This window comes from Bradyrhizobium sp. AUGA SZCCT0431 (assembly GCF_018131065.1).
In the GTDB taxonomy this organism is placed as follows: Bacteria; Pseudomonadota; Alphaproteobacteria; order Rhizobiales; family Xanthobacteraceae; genus Bradyrhizobium.
The window spans coordinates 1-18,797 of the sequence record NZ_JAFCLR010000016.1; the positions used below are offsets into that span (position 1 = coordinate 1).

Sequence of the window (18,797 nt, forward strand, 5' to 3'; positions counted from 1 at the left end):
CCCAAGACTGCCTCCCCAAAAGCAGCCTTGAATCTGATTTGCTCTTAAAAGGGAATCCTTAGAGTCCACACCACCTAGAGCGCCTATTTCCTTTGACGTGCCGCGATAGCTGTCGGCAGGCAGTGTTATTCCCGGCTCCAATTCTACCGGGCCGGGCGCAGTAAGGCGGACCGGCTTGGTGCGAATCTGCTGTGACATGCTTCGATCCCTCCAGTTTCTGACTTAAGTGTTTCGCAACCAGAGAGGGCAAGCAAGCGATAAGACGCGAGTCGCCCCAGAGGAGCTTGGGTGAAATTGCGCGGTGATCCAGATCATCGAAAAGAGGCCGCCTTCGCTGGCGGCCTCCAAAGCATCTCAAACTCAAACTGTTAGCCAAAGTAGCCGTAGTAGTCGGTTGGATTGTTGCGGGCATACGCCGCGGTAAGCTGTTGCTGCAACGCTATCCGCTGATCTGTCCGCACCCCGAAGCCTGTAATGACACCGGCGCCGCCGCTTACAGCGTTAAGCTGCTCGCCCGTCATTTCGGTTGCCTCAATCTGATAATCCGATTTCATGTCGCTCTCCTAGTTCCCTTTCTCCGATGCACCATTGCCTCGGCTGATTGCGACATTGACGGATAAGTTCTCGTGGCGCTGTTCCCTAGGGAACAGGCCGAGAGGGCGGCTGAAATCAAATCAGGCCACCGTTAACGAGTGCTGCCACTTAGGCGATGTGCAGCGGGACTTCCTGTCCGAAGCGGCAGCCGTGGAGCGACGGCCGCTAGTGTGGCCGAGGCGGCTGACGATGCGGAAAAGGGGAACGGCGGGTCTGTAGTTGAACCGGCCCCCGCGGAAATGGCGGTTGAAAGAGGCCGCCAACTGAGGCGGCCTTTTACATGAACGCGATAACTAACCCCATCGCGACCAGAGCTTCTGGTCGTGGGTCAGTTTGATTGTGACAGGATGGCTGGCTGGAAACCGGGTGGTAGGGAGCGCATATTGGCCGAATGAAAAGATTCATGGCGCTGACAGCCTTTATTGCCCTGTCTGGCTGTGGCTTTGATGAAGCCGCAGAGAGGCTGAAATGCCAGAAAACGAACCTTGACGAACCAAAAGTGGAAGAGTGCGTCAAGGCGGCGAGGCTGGCCTATGATGATCAGGTGAAGAGCCGCTAGATCGCAGGCAAAGAATCCATGACCCATCCCAAGCGCCCCCGCAGCGGGCGCCGGAATCAAAAAAGGGCCACATTGGCGCGACCATCGCCGGTCAAATTCTAATTAGGACAGCACCCAAACTGAGGTGGCCTTACTTTCCGGGCTTGGGGATCATCCGTCCGTCACGCACCTCATGCGTAATGGCTTCGTCACCGCCGTTTTGAATGGCACGCTGTAGCCAGCTTATTGCTTGATCTGTCCAGTAGTCGGCCTGGGCGGGATCGGTCTTAGCCTTTTCGCGGCAGTCGGCCGCCTTCTTAAGATAAGTGTCACGATCCCCCATAGCACTACCCGGGCGATTTCAAACCGGGCGATGACACCCATTTTTCAACGTTGGTATCAACGTCGACTGCCGTCTCAAGCTGCCGAATAATCTCATCACGTTTCGGGCCGGGACTCAGTTCCGAGATCAGAACCTCAAGCCTTTTCTTTTCTTTGGCGGTCCGATTTCCGAACAGATGTAATGTGGGTCGGGATCGCTGCATGATGCTCTTCCTTCCCTCTTAGGTGGGGCGGGAGCGCAACCGGCGTTCTCATCACCGATGTAAGCCAACTGATTGTGCGGTGATGCCAATTCAACGAGTGCGGCTTATACCGGGTTCCTCATGGAAGGCCGATTTAATGTGAAGCCAGGCCACTGCTTGGTTTCAAACCGGGCCACTAACGGTCGAAACAGGCCAGTACCGGCGGCCTTAAGGGCGTGGAGGGACAGGTCGTCTGGTAGGTATCTCATTCCGAGAGGGCTGAGGGTTCCTGTTAGGAACGTCAGGGCGCGGTGGCTCGCTCGTGCGGTTGAAGCGCACCATCCAAGCGGCGAGGCGCTGTAAGCTCCACTGCCATGCCGTCAAGGATGGTTCTACCGGCTGATCGTCATCCATATACCGAACATAGCGGGGGCGAGTTTAACGATCTGTTTCTGGTCTCGGGAAAAAGCGGCAATTTAGGGCGTTTATTGGAACTTCGGAGCAGGGCACAGAGCCGGGAGCTTTGAATCGACTCTTAAGTCCTACCGGGAGAAAACCCCACTGGGTCGGCGGCTCTAGCGCGCCCGCGCTGGGGCCGTTTCTTTGCGTCGTTCGTCGTCGCATCGGCACCCAACACAGCCTCAAGAACCATGAGGGAAAGGGTGTGGAGATCGTTGGAGAAGCTAGAGCGTCGAAGTGGCGGCTACATACCAACTGATGCTGTTACCTAAACCATGATATGGATGGGAAATTGGCGGCCGACGACCAATATCAGTAGTGTGTCGGCTTACTCCTCCCTGCCGGCACATTGGACCACGGCCCCAGCCTTGCCCCGGCGCTGGGGCCGTTTCTTTTGGGGTCAGGTGATGCGAGGAATGTCTTTCCGGGCCTGAATAGCGGCAATGGCGAGTTGGGTGAACGACGGTGGTAGCAGGCCTTGTTTTTCCTTCCCGCCAAGATAGCCGGGAAGACAATTGGGAATGTAGTGCTGCCGTGCCCAGCGGCGAAACTCCGGCAGTGCGGCGTCGGGGTAGCACCACACATGCTGAGGGTTAGACGCAGACCGCGGGAAGTTCGGCGGATACTCGTGATCGTACTTGATGCGGGTGCCGAACCGTCCGTCAAGATCATCATCGGTCCAGTGCTTACCCCACTGAATGCCGACGCTACCGTCGGGTATAAAGGACTGCCCGACCGGCGCTCCACCGCGAATTAGCGTGACGATGAGGTCTGCTATTTCTTTAAAGATGCTGAAATGTCCGGCGGGGACGCTGTCATAAACCAGCGAAACGCGGTCGTGGAAAAGCTGCCATGCAGCCGGAATTTGTTGGGCTGGATCGTATCCGGTCTGCGTGTAGATGAAATCCTGTAGGGCGCTGCCTGCCAGCATTCTGAAATTCTTTCGCGCTTCCTCTTTAAAGTTCGTCCCGGCTTCGAACGCATAATATTCGAGGATCGCTAGGCTTACCTTGTCGGGGTAAGCATACATCGGCTTCCCTTCGACACTCAGAACTAGGTGAGGGGATTAGGCCGCGTGCTCGGTATGACGTGTGGCGGCGCTTCAATCGCGTCTGACGGTCAATTTGCGGGAGAGGCGAGTATTGAAGATCCCGACATTATCGCTGGGCATTGGCGTCAAAGAGGTAGGCTCCGGGTTCGCAGCGATCATCGGCTTATTATGCGCGGCCGCATCATGGCATTTATGGCCGGTGCCGAGGCCGAGACTGTTCTGCTTGGCAACTTCGCGCGGGGCGATCGGGAAGACAGATATCAGATCGACTGGATGTCCGAGACCAGCGACGCCAACTTCACTCCCGACCAATGGGAACGGAGAGACGGGCAGCAATTGAGCGCGTAGCGGCCGCGCTGCTAGTCCGTGAGACGCTGAGCGCTGAGGATATCGACGCGATGATGTAGCCCGCCGGTTCACGCCCGGCGGGCTTTTCTTGCGACACAGCGGAACCGTCGCACCACTCGACGGTTATTATGGCAGCAGCGACGGAACTGGGAAACCGGCAGTCGCGTAAGGAGCCGCACGGAGTCATGCCCGGGCGGCTTTTTATGTTTTAGACCGCCCTGCGCTCCGGAGAGATATCGTGCGAATAGTGAGTACACTCCACGATGGCCGAGAGTGCAGCCATTCTCAGCGCTATCGGGTCCCGCTCGCCTTTCGCGGCACATGCAAGAATGTTAGACGCGATTTCGGCTTTTATCGTCGACGTGCGCTTCGCCTCGGGGAGTATTGCCGTGGCATCGTCAAGGAGTGCCCTCATCAATTTGATTAGCTCGGCTGAAAAACCGCTCCAATTGCACCCATCGCCGTTCTCCCACTCACTACGCCTCTCTTTATTGTTCTAATGCCATGATTTGAGCGCGTCCTGTTGAACGAACGCAAGGCTTATTTTTCATTGCGGCTTGATCCTCGCTGCGGTGCTTCGGTTCAACGCCCGCATGACGCCGATGCGGGCCATCATGGTGGGGCCCCGCTATGCTCGACGACCAGCATTCGCCGGTCCGGCAGTGGGATCGGCTCCTCAAAGCGCGGTCCGGGCGGTTAGGCCCTCTGGGGCTCGCCGAATTAATGTTTCTTAGGTCGACTCCCGGAGGGATAGGGAATCTACTGATCCCCATCATCGCACCTCGCAACCAAATCGGTTTGCAGGTTCGTGATTTGGGGGTGACGCTTTATAGGAGGCGCATCCATGTGCGATTACAGCTTACATGCGGTCGCGACACGACCCGCGGTGGTCGCGGAAACGTTGGTCTCGACCAACTTTTCTACTGGGACTCACGGCTTTGCGAGCCCGGACGATCCGAAAGTCGCGGTCTGCCTTCGTCCTGGGACCGAGATAGCATTCGAGAATGACGCTCAAACTGATGGCATCATGTTTTGCAAGAGCATCGGCGATCGACTCGCGCGCTTTCGCCAAATAAACCTCAATAAGCCATACCAACATCACGACGCGCTGGAATTCTCAAACGGTACAATCGTTCTTGTCACTGACCTCGCTGCGGGGCAGAGGGCTACCGTACTGCAATTGCCTGCAAGCCTAATCGAGGAAAAGCCTCGAGCGTCCCAACCTGCAGCTCGGTATGAGACCGCTAACGTCTGATGGACAAAAAAGGCCCCCGATCGCTCCGGGGCCTTAACTAAATGCGAGAACGAGCCAACTTGAGCACAACATCACGAGGGCGGTTACGATTAGAGCGAGGAATCCGGCGGACACGAAGTCATGATCACGCATGGCACACCTCCTGTCGGGGATGGAGGCTGTTCCGAATTTATTAAAGATTTCGGAATCGGGCTTTGGGTGGTCAGTTGCCGCCGCAATTGCCACCGGACCCGCCAGAGCCAGAGAAGGCGCCGGTGGTGACGCTGATCCGGATCGCTGCCGGATCTGAGCGCCTAACGAGACAGCCTGCCGGTTCACGCCGGCGGTTTACCTTTGTTTAACCAAACCGGCTCAGGCTAAATCTGCTGGATTGAGCGTGTTTTGGAAAGCCGTCGTCGGACTGACACCGATGGCGGTTTTTTCGCAGGGCGGTTCATGACGGAAAAGCGCAAGGCGCATAGGGTCGTATTCGAGAAGGGATTTACGGCCAACATGATGGCGATCGACGGTACTTGGCGTCGCCCCTGTACAATGCTGGATGCGTCGGATACCGGCGCCAGACTTTCAATCGACGGCTCAGTTGAAGGTCTTGCCATGAAGGAGTTTTTCCTGGTGCTGTCGACTATGGGAAAAGCATATCGGCGGTGCGAACTCGCTTGGGTCAATGGCGATCAGGTTGGCGTCCATTTCATCAAGCCCGGCGAGAAGAAGAAAAACTCTTAAGGTGCGGCCGGCACTAGGGTAGGACTGACGGGCGCCAAACTTGGCACCGAGGTTGGCACCCAAAGCCGTGTGAGTGGTGAGAACGGCTGGGGACGGGAAGGTACAGTGTCCGTCCGAAACACCAATAAAATAGGACGTTTCGAGATCAGCTAACACTCAGCGGGACGCGGGGAACTGTATTTCAAGACCGGTGCCTTAAAACACTCGGCCACCCTTCCGTCTTTGGATGTCAGCGACTTAGCAGGGGCGTGCCGCCGGGGAAAGCGTCATTTCGCGCGGATGCCATCCTGCTGGACACTGTGGAAGGCTTGCGGTCTAGCCGAGCGCAAAAGCCAGCAAGCTTGAGCACAGCAGCACAAGGCTGGCCGTGGTCAGTGCGAGGAATCCGTTGGAGACCAAATCGTGGTTGCGCATGATACACCTGCCACTCTGGATGCTCGTCCGAATTTATTAAAGCTTTCCGAATCTCCCGCCTCGAAAGAGGTGATGCGTCTTTCTGCTTGGGGCTCAGCCTCAAGCAGGCCTGAAACTCAGGTCCGGGATCGATAGCCTTCGAATGCATGAGCCAGGAAAATCGCCGCGCTCACCAGGCCCATAATCGCTGTAACCGTCTCAATCATCGCACAAATCCTTTGCGCCCCTGCACGCACAGAACGACTGCGCCGTTGCACAGTCAAAAAGATTCGGTGGCCGAAACGACAGATCGGGCCGAGTGATGATTTGCTGCAACAGATTGTCTGAAAGCGGGACAGGGCAGGGGCGATCGTCACAATGAAGCCCGTAAATCGCCGGGGGACCACGGCAAACCCAAGGCGACCACACGGATAGCAACCATTGATTCACCACGGCGGCGCGCACCGCATTTCCGCCGCGTTCGGGTTGCGATATCTTTACGACTTGGTGCGGAGGTGGGCCGTATCAAAGAATCAGGCCGTGCAGCCTCAACGTAGGCATGCGGCCGTGGGAATGGTATTGGGGCGAATGGGGATTCGACGGCCGAAATCGATGGTCCGGGTGGCGCGTGGCGCTGCTGCCGTGGCCGCCTGTCTCCTGCTTGCCAATTGCGCCTCGTCGGGCAAGTTCGCGAGCCGCGTCGATCCCAAATACGGCGTTTCCTCAAGCCCCCGGGTGGTGGCGATGGGCGAACCCGTGCCGAAGGGCGGCGGAACCTACCGGATCGGCAAGCCCTACACCGTGGCCGGCCGGGTCTACGTGCCCGAGGAAGACCCCGACTATCGCGCCGAAGGCATGGCCTCCTGGTATGGCGACGATTTCCATGGCCGGCTGACCGCCAATGGCGAAGTATTCGACATGCTCTCGCTGACCGCAGCCCATCCAACGCTGCCGATCCCCAGCTACGCCCGTGTCACCAATTTGCGTAACGGCAAATCGCTGGTCGTTCGCGTCAATGACCGTGGCCCATACCATGGCAATCGCCTCATAGACGTCTCGAACAAGGCGGCTGAACTCCTTGATTTCAAAAGCAATGGTGTCGCCAAGGTCCGCGTTGAATATGTTGGGCGGGCCCCCTTGGAGGGTTCCGACGACCGCCAGCTGATGGCGACCTTGCGGACCGGCGTTCCGGCGCCGTCGCCATCCACAGTGCGGGTGGCTTCCGCCCGGCCGTTCGTTCCCGAAATCCCGTCCTCCGCGGGCCGGGTCCGGGGCGAGGTTCCGATGCCGGAGGGACGGCCCTATAGCCTCGGCAACACGTCGGCCGACTACGCCTCGATCAATGCGACCTCGGAAATGTCGACCTCCAATCGCTCGCGAGGCCGGGCGTTGGAAAACCCACGCGCGGTCTCTTACGAAAACGAGGCGGGCTATGCGGCCACGCCGCGCTCGGCCTATCTGCCGATCGATCCGCGGGGCCCAAGCGAGGTTCTGAGTGGGCGCGGGCTCTACTGATTCGTCAGGAAGGCTATCAAAGCGGCGTTGACCTCGTCGGGCCGTTCCTGCTGAACCCAGTGACCGGCGCCTTCGATGATCAGCTTCTGCCGCAGGTTCGGCAACACCCGCTCCAGTTCCGTAACGCGCTTGGCGCCGATCAGACCGGTGATGACCGAATCCTTCGATCCCGCGACGAACAATGACGGCTGATGGATCTGGGCGTCCTGCCAGGGGGCGGTCAGCTCCCAGTTGCGATCGATATTGCGGTACCAGTTCAATCCGCCGCGAAAGCCGGACTCCCGATAGACCTTGGCAAAATAGGCGATGTCGGCCTCATCAAGCCAATCCGGCAGCTTCACGACGGGGCTGATGTTGCCGAGAAAGCCCTTGCCCTCGGTGATGTAGAGCGCGGCCGGGTCGGACACCCCGCGCCCAAGCACCTGGCGCATGGTCAAGGCGACATCCCGCTCGAGCTCGGCCTCGGCAACGCCGGGGGTCTGAAAGTATTGCCAATAGAAATTGGTGATTCCACCGTCGCGCAGGCTGTCCAGCGGCCGGCCGCGGCCGCGGAACGGGGGCGGTACGCTGAGGCCCGCGACCTTGGTGAAGACGTCAGGGCGGAACATCGCCGCGTGCCAGGCAACCGGCGCGCCCCAATCATGGCCGACAATGACGGCCTGCTTTTCGCCCAGCGCCGACACCAGCGCGACCATGTCGCCGACATTGTCGAAGATGCTGTACGCCCCGACATCGGCGGGCGCGCTGCTGCGGCCAAACCCGCGCATGTCCGGCGCCACGACATGGAAACCGGCTGCCGCGATCGCTGGGATCTGGTGTCGCCACGAATAGGACAATTCCGGCCAGCCGTGACAGAGCAGCACCAGCGGACCCTGACCTTGCTCGAGCACAAACAACTCGATCCCGTTGGCAGAAATGGTCCGTGAGGATGGCATCGCGTTTCCGCCCTGTTTTTCGTATCTTGTCGGGAAATTGCAGCGCTTGGGAAGGATACGGTCGTTCGGTCGGCGCCGCAATTGGATCGGCTGATCCACAAGTCCGAAAACCTGTGTTGTTTGCGATACTTCCAACTGTTAGAACGCAGGGATTCAGGACATCGCCAATGGCTGCCGACAGACCCGTTTCCCGCAAATCTGACGCCGCGGCCGCACGTCCGTGGCGGGGCCTGATTGCGGCCACGCTGGCACTGGCCGTCGGCTGGGGCGGGATTGTCTACGCCGCCAACAACAGCGTGCAGGGCGCCAAGAAGGAAGTGGAGGGCGGTTTCGACGGCGACGCGCCGACCGCGATCCTGATCGAGGGCACCAGCGGCAGCGTGTTGTTCGAAAAGAACGCCGACGAGCTGCGGGCGCCGTCGAGCATGTTGAAGCTGATGACGGCCGAGGTGGTGTTCAACGCCGTCAAGACCGGCAAGGTCAAATTGACCGACGAGTACCGCATCAGCGAAAACGCCTGGCGCAAAGGCGGCGCGCCGGCGGGCGGCTCGACCATGTTTGCCATCCTCAACAGCAAGGTTTCGGTCGACGATCTCCTGAAGGGCGCGATCATCCAGAGCGGCAATGATTCCTGCATCGCGCTCGCCGAGGGGATGGCCGGAAACGAGAAGATCTTTGCCGCCGAATTCCTGACCAAGCGGGCGCGCGAGCTCGGCATGACCAGATCGACCTTCGGCAATTCCAACGGGCTGCCCGATCCGGCCAACAAGATGACAGTGCGCGAACTGGCTGTCCTCGCGCGCCATATCATCCTGACCTATCCGGACATGTACAAGCTGTTCGCAGAAAGGGAATTCATCTGGAACAAGATCCGGCAACAGAATCGCAATCCGCTGCTGAACTCGCTTAGCGGTGCCGACGGGCTGAAGACCGGTTACACCAAGGACGGCGGCTACGGGATGGTCGGCTCCGCCGTCCAAAACGACATCCGGCTGATCGTCGTGATCAACGGGCTTGAAGACCCCGACGATCGCGCGTCGGAAGCCAAGAAAATGCTGGAATGGGGGTTCCGCAATTTCGAGGCGCGGACGCTGTTCGCGGCCAATCAACAGGTCGGATACGCCAAGGTGTTCGGCGGTGAAAGCCGGTCGGTCAAGCTGGCGAGCCGCGAGCCGATCAAGGTGATGGTGCCGAAGAACGGCAGCGAAAAACTGATCGCGCGCTTGGTCTATAGCGGCCCAGTGCGGGCGCCGGTCGCCGAGGGCCAGCCGGTCGGAGTGGTGCGGGTCTGGCGCGGCGGCAATGTCGCGATGGAGGCGCCGGTCTATGCTGCGGAGGCTGTCGCGACCGGTTCGACGATGCGCCGGGCGATCGACGGCGCCAGCGAGCTTGTCATCGGCGTGTTCCGCGCGAGCGCAGAGAAGCTCTGATTATGGCCGAAGCAACGGTTAGCCGGCCTTCGGGACGCGGAAAGTTCATTTCGTTCGAAGGCGGCGAGGGCTCCGGAAAGTCCACGCAGATCAAGAAACTTGCCGACCGCCTTGCAACGGCAAAACTGCGCGCGATCGTCACCCGCGAGCCCGGCGGCTCGCCGGGCGCCGAAATCATCCGTCATCTCGTGCTGTCGGGCATGGGCAAACTGCTTGGGCCGGAGGCGGAAACGCTGCTGTTTGCCGCCGCCCGCGACGACCATGTACGCACGGTGATTCAGCCGGCGCTCAGCCAGGGGATCTGGGTGCTGTGCGACCGGTTTTCGGATTCGACGCGTGCCTATCAGGGTCGGCTGGGACAGGTCTCGCCCGCCGTGCTCAACGCCATGCAGCGGGTCACCATCGGCGACCTCAAGCCGGACCTGACCATCATCCTCGATATCCCCGTTGAAGTCGGACTGAAGCGCGCGGCCGCCCGCCGCGGCACCGGCGCTCCCGACCGTTTCGAGGCGGAGGACGTCAAGTTCCACCAGGATCTGCGCGATGCCTACAGGCAGATCGCCGCGGAAGATCCGCAGCGCTGCGCGCTGATCGACGCCAATGCCGATACCGACACAGTCGCCGCCCGCGTCTGGAAGGCGTTGCGCGATCACCTGTTCGCTATTTCCTCGACGGCGAGTTCCGCATGAGCGCCCGCAAGGTCGCGCAGGACACCACGGTCCGGCATCCCCGCGAAACGCCTGACCTGTTCGGGCATCGCTATGCGGAGACCGCACTGCTCAACGCCTATCGCAGCGGCCGCATTCCGCATGCCTGGCTGATTGGTGGCGCGCAGGGCATCGGCAAGGCGACGCTGGCCTATCGCATGGCGCGGTTCGTGCTGACGCATCCCGACCCGCTGTCGTCATCGGTGCAACGCGCGGAGACGCTGGCCGTTGATCCCACCGATCCCGTTGCGCGGCAGGTTACCAATGGCGCCCATGGCGGGCTGCTGGTGCTGGAGCGCAGCCTTAACGACCGCGGCGTGATGCGCACCGTCATCACCGTCGACGAGACGCGCGAGACGATCTCGTTCTTCGGCTCGACCGCGGCAGTCGACGGCTGGCGAGTCTGCATCGTCGATACCGTCGACGAGCTCAATCCCAATGCCGCAAACGCACTGCTCAAGATACTGGAGGAGCCGCCGCAGCGATCGCTGTTCCTTCTCGTCAGTCATTCGCCGGCGCGGGCGCTGCCGACCATCCTGTCCCGTTGCCGCAAATTGCCGTTGCGACCGCTGGCGACCGAGGACGTCATCCGCGCCGCCGCACAGGCTGCGAACATGATGGCCGACGATCCCGCGCTCGCGGAAGCGGCAGAGGCGGCGGAGGGAAGTGTCTCACGCGCGGTCACGCTGCTCGGCGGCGATGCGCTCAAGCTGCAGCAACGGACCGCGGCGCTGCTGGCGACCCTGCCACATGTCGACCCGCGCGAATTGCATGCGCTGGGTGACGCTCTGGGCGGCAGCGACCGCGTGGCCCTTGCGGCCTTCATCGATGGCGTCGATCGCTGGATCGGCGAAAAGCTGCGCGCTGATAACGCCAACGCTAACCTGCCGCGCCTTGCACGGCTGGCGGAGGTATGGGAAAAGATCATCCGCGCCGCGCGCGATACGGAATCGTACAATCTGGAACGAAAACCGCTGGTTTTCTCGGTGTTCGGGATGCTCGCGGAAGCCACGCGGTGACGCTCCGTTCGATATTAATCCGGACAATCTGATTTGAACGTTTAAAGGAAATTCGTGGTGGCGAAGGCTAACAAGAAAACCTCCAAAAAGAAAAAGGCCAAGAAGGCCCGCAAGTCTTCACCTGCGCGCGTCACCAAGAAGGCCGGCGCTAGAAAACGCGTCGTGAAAAAATCGCGCAAGGCGTCGAAGAAGGCGGCCAGGAAGGTCGTGAAGAAGACGGCAAAGAAGGCCGTAAAGAAGTCGGCAGCGAAGAAGGCCGCCAAGAAGCCTTCGAAGAAATCGTCAAAAAAATCCGCGAAGAAAACGATATCGAAGAAGCGCGCCACCGCGCCCAATACGCCCAAGAATACGCCTGCGAATACGACCGAAGAGACAGTCACGGTTGTTAAGTCGCCATCCGCACCGAAGCGCCCGAAGGCTGCCACGCCGCGCCCGAAGGCGCCCGCTGCCACAACGCCAGCGGTGGCGACGCCACGCAACAGTTACTTCGTCACGACGCCGATCTTCTATCCGAACGGCATACCGCACATCGGCCATGCCTACACCGCGATGGTCACCGACGCGATCGCCCGCTTTCAGCGGCTCGACGGGTTCGATGTCCGCTTTCTGACGGGAACCGACGAGCACGGCCTCAAGATGCAGCAAACCGCGGTCGCGGAGGGCCTCACACCGATCGCGCTTGCCGATCGCAACTCCGCGCGCTTCCGCGACATGATGGACGCGCTCAACATCTCTTATGACGATTACATCCGCACCACCGAGCCGCGCCACGAACGGGCTTGCCAGGCACTCTGGCGCGCGATCGAGAACAACGGCGATATCTATCTCGGCAAGTATGCCGGCTGGTATTCGGTGCGTCAGGAAGCCTATTTCGACGAGACGGAAACCACCGTCGACGCCGACGGTGTTCGCCGCGAGCCGCTAGGCTCGCCGGTCGAGTGGACCGAGGAGGAGACTTATTTCTTCCGCCTGTCGGCCTATCAGGACAAGCTGCTCGACCTCTATGCGCGCGTTCCCGACTTCGTGCTCCCCCGCGAGCGGCTGAACGAAGTCGCGAGTTTTGTCAGAGGTGGTTTGCAGGACCTGTCGGTCTCGCGGACGACGTTCGACTGGGGCATCAAGGTGCCGGGGTCCCCATCCCATGTCATGTACGTGTGGTTGGATGCGTTGACGAATTATATCACGGCCGCCGGCTATCCGGATCTCGAAGGCGCCGACTTCCAGCGTTACTGGCCGGCCAATCTGCATGTCACCGGCAAGGATATCGTGCGTTTCCACGCCGTATACTGGCCCGCTTTCCTGATGTCGGCTGGCGTCGAGGTTCCGCAACGGGTCTTCAGCCACGGCTTCCTGCTCAACCGCGGCGAGAAGATGTCGAAGTCTGTCGGGAACGTCGTCGATCCCTTCGCGATGGCGGCGCAATACGGCGTCGATCAGGTGCGCTATTTCTTTATGCGCGAAGTGTCGTTCGGTCAGGACGGCAGCTACAACCACGAGGCCATCGTCACTCGGACGAATGCCGACCTCGCCAACGATCTCGGCAATCTGGCGCAGCGTTCGCTGTCGATGATCGCAAAGCAACTCGGCGGCATCCTGCCGGAACCCGGCGAGTTCAGCGACAACGACAAGGCGATCCTGGCGCAGGCCGACGCCATGCTGGAGGCGTCGCGCACGGCGATGGCGACGCAGCAGATCCATCAATGGCTGAGCGCCGTGTGGGCCGTGGTGGCGGAAGCCAACCGCTATTTCGCGGGCGAAGCGCCGTGGGCGTTGGCCAAGACCGATCCGGCGCGGCAGAAGACCGTCTTGTACGTGACCGCGGAAGTCGTGCGCCAGATCGCGATCCTGGCACAGCCGGTGATGCCGGACTCTTGCGCCAAGCTGCTCGACAGCCTCGGCATACCAGCGGATATCAAGTCGCGTAATTTTGCAGCACTACCCACGCGCATCGCCGCAGGTACAGCCTTGCCGGCGCCGGTCGGGGTGTTCCCGCGCTACGTCGAACCAAAGGCAGATTGATCGGTTCGAACGCCATGCTCGTCGACAGCCACTGTCATCTCGACTTTCCCGATTTCGCCGAGGATCTCGACGGCATCGTTGCGCGCGCCGAGAGCGCCGGCATCGGCCGCATCGTCACCATCTCGACGCGGGTGAGGCGGCTTGGCGGCTTGCTGCAAATCGCCGAGCGCTTTCCGAATGTCTATTGCTCGGTCGGCACCCATCCGCACCACGCCGACGAGGAAGACGGCATTCCCGCGAGCGAGTTGATCGAACTGACGAAGCATCCGAAGGTCGTGGCGCTGGGCGAGGCGGGGCTGGATAATTTCTACGACGACGGCTCGCCGGAGGCGCAGGAGCGCGGCTTTCGCGCCCACATCGACGCCGCGCGCGCAACCGGCCTGCCGCTGGTCATTCACACCCGTGACGCCGATGAAGGTTGCGGTCGTATCCTCGAAGAGGAAATGGCCAAGGGACCGTTTCGCGCGGTGCTGCATTGCTACACTGGCGGACGCGAACTGGCGATGAAGGCGATCTCGCTGGGACTTTCGATCTCGTTCACGGGCATCCTGACGTTCAAGAAATCAGAAGCCCTGCGCGAACTCGCCGCCGAACTGCCGGCCGATCGCATCATGGTCGAAACCGACGCGCCGTATCTGGCGCCCGGCAAATTCCGTGGCAAGCGCAACGAGCCATCCTACGTGGTCGAGGTGGCCAAAGTGCTGGCGGAGGCGCGCGGGGTTTCGCTTGAGGAGATCTCGCGGCAGACAACCGAAAACTTCTTTCGGCTGTTTTCCAAGGTACCCGCGCCGAAAGCGGCCGCATGACGCTGACGCTGACAATCCTCGGCTGTGGTTCCTCCGCCGGCGTGCCGCGTCCCGCCCTCGGTTGGGGCGCCTGCGATCCCAACAACCCCAGGAATCGGCGCCGCCGTTGTTCGCTGCTGGTCGAGCGCACGGGCGCCCACGGCACCACGCGGATCGTGATCGACACCTCGCCCGACCTGCGCGAGCAATTGATCGACGCCAATGTCGACCATATCGACGCGGTGTTCCTGACGCATGAGCACGCCGACCAGACCCATGGCATCGATGATTTGCGTTCGGTCGTGCTGCACCAGCGCCGCCGCATTCCCACCTACTTCAATCAGTCGACCGCGAAGGACATCATGGCGCGGTTCTCTTATTGCTTCATCGCGCCCGAGGGTAGCGATTACCCGCCAATCCTGACGCGTCATTCCATCGAAGCCGGCGAGAGCCACACCACCGAGGGGAAGGGCGGCCCGGTGAAGCTTTCCGCCTTCCTGGTTCACCACGGCAAGATTCCCGCGCTGGGATTTCGCATTAGGGACGCCGCCTACACGCCCGACCTCCACGACATTCCCGAGGAGAGTTGGCCGGCGCTGGAAAACCTCGAACTCTGGATCATCGACGGGCTGCGCTATGCCGGACATCCCAGCCATTTCAGCATCAACGACGCGCTGTCCTGGATCGGGCGCTTCCAGCCGCGCCGCGCCGTCATCACCAACATGCATTCCGACCTCGATTACGAGGTGCTGCGCCAGAGCCTGCCGGCTGGCGTGATCCCGGCTTTTGACGGGATGCGGCTAACGCTGGAGCGGACGGGCTGAGGTTCAGGCAGCGCGGCGGAACTTCGTCGGCACGAACTGATTATCACCGGAGTTCCGCTTCCGGGAGAGAGCCGAGATGATCCGCCGCCTGTTGGCCGCACCGGTCCTGTGGGTCTGGCTGATATTGCCGGCGGCCGGACTGGACGCCGCGTCGATCAACAATGCAGAATTTGAAACTGCAAAACCTCCGGCGGAAAGGAAAGTCAATCCGCTCGTCATCAAGGTCCAGGTCCTGCTGGATCGGGCGCGGTTTTCACCGGGAGAGATCGACGGCAAGCTCGGCGAAAACGCGCAGAAGGCGCTAAAGGCCTTTGCCGAGGCGAAAGGCTTGAAGCCTGCTCCGGCACTGACGCCGGAGGTATGGAAGGCGCTTGCCGGGACAAGCTCGGACGCCGTCGTTATCGAGTACAAGATTTCCAGCGACGATATCAAGGGACCCTTCCTGGAAAAGCTTCCCGCCAGGATGGAAGCCATGCGGGACCTCAAGACTGTTGGCTATGTGAGCCCGCGCGAGGGCCTCGCCGAGAAATTTCACATGAGTGAGGGACTGCTGGAAGCTCTGAACCCCGGAAAGAAGTTCGATAAGGCAGGTGAAGCCGTCTTGGTCGCGGCCGTGGCCGGCAACGACGCCAAATTGAAGGCTGAGCGGATCGAGGTGGATAAATCGCGCCAGACCGTAAAGGTCTTTGCCTCGTCCGGTGAGCTTGTCGCGTTCTTTCCAGCGACCGTCGGGAGCAAGGAAAAGCCAACCCCCAGCGGTACGCTCAAGGTCGTGTCCGCCGATGCCAACCCGAACTACCGCTATAATCCCGACTACAAATTCAAGGGTGTCAGATCAAAAGAGGCCTTCACCATCAAACCCGGCCCGAACAACCCCGTGGGAATCTATTGGATAGGGCTTTCAGCGGAGGGGTATGGCATCCACGGCACGTCCAACCCTTCGACGGTCAGCAAGTCTGAATCCAACGGTTGCGTTCGGCTGACCAATTGGGATGCCGGCTTGCTGGGCAAGAGCGTCAAGAAGGGAACAGCGGTCGTTTTCGTCGAGCAGCCGCCGGCGAGCGGAAAGAGCTAGATCGTCCGAGCGCGGTTCAAGCCGCACCACTTCTTGTCATCACCAACAGGATTATGAAGTGCTGCGCCAGACTCTGCAGGCTGGCGTGATCGGGCCCATGACGGTTGACACTGGAGCGGGTGGAGCAAACGGACTACGTTGGGAAGAAAGAGGGGTAGCGTAATGATTGGCCTGTTCTTTGAGGTTCAGACAAGGCCCGGGCGCCGGGACCAATATCTCAATCTCGCCGCTTCGTTGAAGCCCGAGCTCGAGGCCATGGGTGGCTGTCTTTTCATTGACCGCTTCAGGAGTTTGACACAGGAAGACCTGCTGCTGTCCTACCAGATATGGCAGGACGAGGGGGCCCTGACGGCCTGGCGAGCCCATGGCCACCATCACGAGGTCCAGACGGCCGGCCGCGAGGAAGTCTTTTCGGACTACCGTATTCGCGTCGCTCAGGTGATTCACGAAGAAAGGCCGGGACAACCTGTCTGGCAGCCGAAGAAGCGGACGCCCTGCAACGATCCTTCGCGCCGTCCGCCGACCTATGTGCTGGCGACGGAATCGCGAAGCGCCGAACTTCCAGTCGCAACCGATTGGCGCCGTGACGCCTTCACGAGCGTCTATCGCGAAGGACAGTATGCCCACCTGATCGACGTGCCGGACGAAGCGGGCGGTGCCGCATTCGGCGCCCGGCTATTTGCCGATCCCACGACGGAGTATTTCCGCATCTTCGAAGTCATGCGCGACTACGGAATGTACGAGCGGACCGAGGCGCCGCAGTATTACCCGCCGGTCAGGAGTCGAGAGGCGTAACCCTTTAAAGGCCGTCGTCCCGGCGCAGGCCGGGACCCCTACCGCGTGATCTATCGTTTCGGAAATATTGCTCGACGAGTCTTCGCAACCACATGCGGCTGTGGTTATGGGTCCCGGCCTGCGCCGGGACGACGAGAGTTCACGCCGAAATCGCCTTGGCCGAATCCACCTGGTTACGCAGCAGGAATTTTTGAATTTTCCCGGTCGACGTCTTCGGAATGACGCCGAACACCACGGCCTTCGGGGTCTTGAATCCGGACATGTGGCCGCGGCAGAACGCGATGATGTCGGCTTCGGTCGCTTTCGCGCCTTCCTTCAGCTCGACGAAGGCGCAGGGCACTTCGCCCCATTTCGGATCGGGCTTGGCGACCACAGCCGCGAACAGCACGGCCGGGTGCTTGTAGAGGATGTCCTCGACCTCGACGGAGGAGATATTTTCTCCGCCGGAAATGATGATGTCCTTGGAGCGGTCCTTGATGATGACGTAGCCGCTCGCATCGAGCACGCCGAGATCGCCGGTGTGAAACCAGCCGCCGGCAAAGGCCTCGCTCGTGGCTTTCTCGTTCTTCAGATACCCCTTCATCACGATATTGCCGCGGAACATCACCTCGCCAATGGTCTCGCCGTCGCGCGGCACTTCGCGCATGGTTTCGGGATCGAGCACGGTGACGCCTTCCTGCAGCGGGTAGGGCACGCCCTGCCGGCGCTTGAGCTGGGCGCGTTGATCGGCCGGCAGTTCATCCCAGCCCGGCTGTTCGGCGCAGACCGACGCCGGTCCATAGACCTCGGTCAGGCCGTAGACATGCGTCAGCTTGATGCCGATGCTCTCGGCGCCTTCGAGCACCGCAACGGGAGGCGCTGCGCCTGCGATCAACCCGACCACGGGCCGCGCCTTGGCGCCCTTCGGGGCATCCGGCGCGTTGATCAGCGTGTTGTAGACGATCGGTGCGCCGCACATGTGGGTGACGCCGTGCTTGGGGATCAGTTCAAAGATCTTCGACGGGTCCACCTTGCGCAGGCAGACATTGACGCCGGCGGAGGCGGCGACCGTCCACGGGAAGCACCAGCCGTTGCAATGAAACATCGGCAGGGTCCAGAGATAGACCGGATGCTGGCCGAGATTGCCCGCCAGGATATTGCTCACCGCATTGAGGTAAGCGCCGCGGTGATGGGTCACGACGCCCTTCGGATTGCCCGTCGTGCCCGACGTGTAGCTCAGCGCGATCGCGTCCCATTCGTCGCCGGGCAGGCGTGCCACAAAACCAGCATCGCCCTGCGCCACCGCCGCTTCATATTCGAGTTCGCCGATCCGCTTGCCGCCGGCAAATGCCGCATCATCGACGTCGATGACATAAGGTTTGGGCCCCTTCATCAGCGTCAGCGCTTCCGCGATCACACCGGAAAATTCCGGATCAACCAGGATGATTTTGGCGCCGCCATGATCGAGCTGAAACGCAATCGAGGGCGCGTCGAGCCGGATGTTGAGCGCATTCAGCACCGCGCCCGCCATCGGCACCGCGAAATGCAATTCGTTCATCGCGGGAATATTCGGCAGCATTGCCGCGACCGTATCGCCATGGCCGATGCCGCGGGCGGCGAGGTATGAGGCAAAGCGCCGGCAGCGCTCATGGGTCTGCGACCAGGTGAAGACGCGGCCTTCGTAGACGGTGCTGACCGCATCGGGATAAACGGCCGCGCTGCGTGCGAGGAAGCTCAGCGGCGTCAGCGGCACGTAATTCGCCGGCGTCTTGTCCAATCCGATGCTATATTGACCTTGGTCCAGAGTTTGGGCTGCGCTCATCGGCTTT

Annotated in this window: 20 protein-coding genes; 13 read left to right on the forward strand and 7 right to left on the reverse strand. The window is 60.9% G+C overall.

The annotated features are described in order from the left end of the window. The coding region (locus JQ567_RS17175) for a hypothetical protein (RefSeq protein ID WP_212439928.1) at positions 1 to 198 on the reverse strand (198 nt) is incomplete at its 3' end. Between the two features lie 170 nt (positions 199 to 368). After that, positions 369 to 554: a hypothetical protein gene (locus JQ567_RS17180; RefSeq protein ID WP_212439929.1), complete on the reverse strand. Its 186-nt coding sequence runs from the start codon at positions 552 to 554 to the stop codon at positions 369 to 371. Between the two features lie 443 nt (positions 555 to 997). Here JQ567_RS17180 and JQ567_RS17185 point away from each other — a divergent pair, with 443 nt between their 5' ends. Continuing rightward, on the forward strand, positions 998 to 1,153 hold the full coding sequence (locus tag JQ567_RS17185) for a hypothetical protein (protein WP_212439930.1): 156 nt from the start codon (positions 998 to 1,000) through the stop codon (positions 1,151 to 1,153). Between the two features lie 130 nt (positions 1,154 to 1,283). On the opposite strand, the gene JQ567_RS17190 is transcribed toward JQ567_RS17185, so the two are convergent. Then, positions 1,284 to 1,475: a hypothetical protein gene (locus tag JQ567_RS17190; protein WP_212439931.1), complete on the reverse strand. Its 192-nt coding sequence runs from the start codon at positions 1,473 to 1,475 to the stop codon at positions 1,284 to 1,286. A gap of 1,040 nt (positions 1,476 to 2,515) precedes the next feature. Then, entirely contained in the window at positions 2,516 to 3,145 is a 630-nt protein-coding gene (locus JQ567_RS17195) for a hypothetical protein (RefSeq protein ID WP_212439932.1), read from the reverse strand. A 189-nt stretch (positions 3,146 to 3,334) separates the two neighbouring features. Between JQ567_RS17195 and JQ567_RS17200 the strand changes: the two genes are divergently transcribed. From JQ567_RS17200 to JQ567_RS17210, 4 genes are all read left to right on the forward strand, one after another. Continuing rightward, on the forward strand, positions 3,335 to 3,514 hold the full coding sequence (locus JQ567_RS17200; RefSeq protein WP_212439933.1) for a hypothetical protein: 180 nt from the start codon (positions 3,335 to 3,337) through the stop codon (positions 3,512 to 3,514). Positions 3,515 to 4,358: 844 nt separating this feature from the next. Next, a complete protein-coding gene (locus JQ567_RS38205) occupies positions 4,359 to 4,769 on the forward strand; it encodes a hypothetical protein (RefSeq protein ID WP_249165523.1) in 411 nt (136 codons plus the stop codon). 435 nt (positions 4,770 to 5,204) lie between these two features. Further along, the gene (locus JQ567_RS17205; RefSeq protein ID WP_212439934.1) at positions 5,205 to 5,492 is read left to right on the forward strand and encodes a PilZ domain-containing protein; all 288 of its coding nucleotides are present in this window, start codon (positions 5,205 to 5,207) and stop codon (positions 5,490 to 5,492) included. A 981-nt stretch (positions 5,493 to 6,473) separates the two neighbouring features. Further along, complete coding sequence (locus JQ567_RS17210; RefSeq protein ID WP_212439935.1) at positions 6,474 to 7,400, forward strand: septal ring lytic transglycosylase RlpA family protein; 927 nt, start codon at positions 6,474 to 6,476, stop codon at positions 7,398 to 7,400. Here the strand turns inward: JQ567_RS17210 and JQ567_RS17215 are convergent. Continuing rightward, complete coding sequence (locus tag JQ567_RS17215; protein ID WP_212439936.1) at positions 7,394 to 8,335, reverse strand: alpha/beta fold hydrolase; 942 nt, start codon at positions 8,333 to 8,335, stop codon at positions 7,394 to 7,396. The two genes, JQ567_RS17210 and JQ567_RS17215, sit on opposite strands and share 7 nt — an antisense overlap. A gap of 167 nt (positions 8,336 to 8,502) precedes the next feature. On the opposite strand from JQ567_RS17215, the gene JQ567_RS17220 reads away from it, so the two are divergent. The 3 genes from JQ567_RS17220 to JQ567_RS17230 are packed head-to-tail and all read left to right on the forward strand — an operon-like array spanning position 8,503 to position 11,491. Then, positions 8,503 to 9,765 (forward strand): D-alanyl-D-alanine carboxypeptidase family protein, encoded by a 1,263-nt coding sequence (locus JQ567_RS17220; RefSeq protein ID WP_212439937.1) that lies wholly within the window; start codon positions 8,503 to 8,505, stop codon positions 9,763 to 9,765. Positions 9,766 to 9,767: 2 nt separating this feature from the next. Beyond that, positions 9,768 to 10,454, forward strand: a complete 687-nt coding sequence (gene tmk, locus JQ567_RS17225) for a dTMP kinase (protein WP_212439938.1) — start codon at positions 9,768 to 9,770, stop codon at positions 10,452 to 10,454. Beyond that, positions 10,451 to 11,491, forward strand: coding sequence for a DNA polymerase III subunit delta' (locus JQ567_RS17230; RefSeq protein ID WP_212439939.1), 1,041 nt, complete (start codon positions 10,451 to 10,453; stop codon positions 11,489 to 11,491). Before tmk ends, JQ567_RS17230 begins: the two co-directional genes overlap by 4 nt. Positions 11,492 to 11,532: 41 nt before the next feature. On the opposite strand, the gene JQ567_RS38875 is transcribed toward JQ567_RS17230, so the two are convergent. Beyond that, positions 11,533 to 11,970, reverse strand: coding sequence for a hypothetical protein (locus tag JQ567_RS38875; RefSeq protein ID WP_312017417.1), 438 nt, complete (start codon positions 11,968 to 11,970; stop codon positions 11,533 to 11,535). Here JQ567_RS38875 and metG point away from each other — a divergent pair. The 5 genes from metG (at position 11,954) to JQ567_RS17255 (ending at position 16,989) form a co-directional block, all read left to right on the forward strand. Continuing rightward, positions 11,954 to 13,510 (forward strand): methionine--tRNA ligase, encoded by a 1,557-nt coding sequence (gene metG / locus JQ567_RS17235; RefSeq protein WP_312017418.1) that lies wholly within the window; start codon positions 11,954 to 11,956, stop codon positions 13,508 to 13,510. The genes JQ567_RS38875 and metG overlap by 17 nt on opposite strands. A 14-nt stretch (positions 13,511 to 13,524) precedes the next feature. Next, positions 13,525 to 14,316, forward strand: coding sequence for a TatD family hydrolase (locus JQ567_RS17240; protein ID WP_212439941.1), 792 nt, complete (start codon positions 13,525 to 13,527; stop codon positions 14,314 to 14,316). Then, a complete protein-coding gene (locus JQ567_RS17245; protein WP_212439942.1) occupies positions 14,313 to 15,119 on the forward strand; it encodes an MBL fold metallo-hydrolase in 807 nt (268 codons plus the stop codon). The genes JQ567_RS17240 and JQ567_RS17245 overlap by 4 nt, the downstream gene beginning before the upstream one ends. Before the next feature lie 76 nt (positions 15,120 to 15,195). After that, positions 15,196 to 16,194 carry a L,D-transpeptidase family protein gene (locus tag JQ567_RS17250; RefSeq protein ID WP_212439943.1) on the forward strand — a complete coding sequence of 333 codons (999 nt, stop codon included), beginning with the start codon at positions 15,196 to 15,198 and terminating at the stop codon, positions 16,192 to 16,194. A gap of 162 nt (positions 16,195 to 16,356) precedes the next feature. After that, a complete protein-coding gene (locus tag JQ567_RS17255) occupies positions 16,357 to 16,989 on the forward strand; it encodes an antibiotic biosynthesis monooxygenase (protein WP_212439944.1) in 633 nt (210 codons plus the stop codon). A 139-nt stretch (positions 16,990 to 17,128) separates the two neighbouring features. On the opposite strand, the gene JQ567_RS17260 is transcribed toward JQ567_RS17255, so the two are convergent. After that, entirely contained in the window at positions 17,129 to 18,790 is a 1,662-nt protein-coding gene (locus tag JQ567_RS17260; protein ID WP_212439945.1) for an acyl-CoA synthetase, read from the reverse strand. Positions 18,791 to 18,797: the final 7 nt, after the last annotated feature.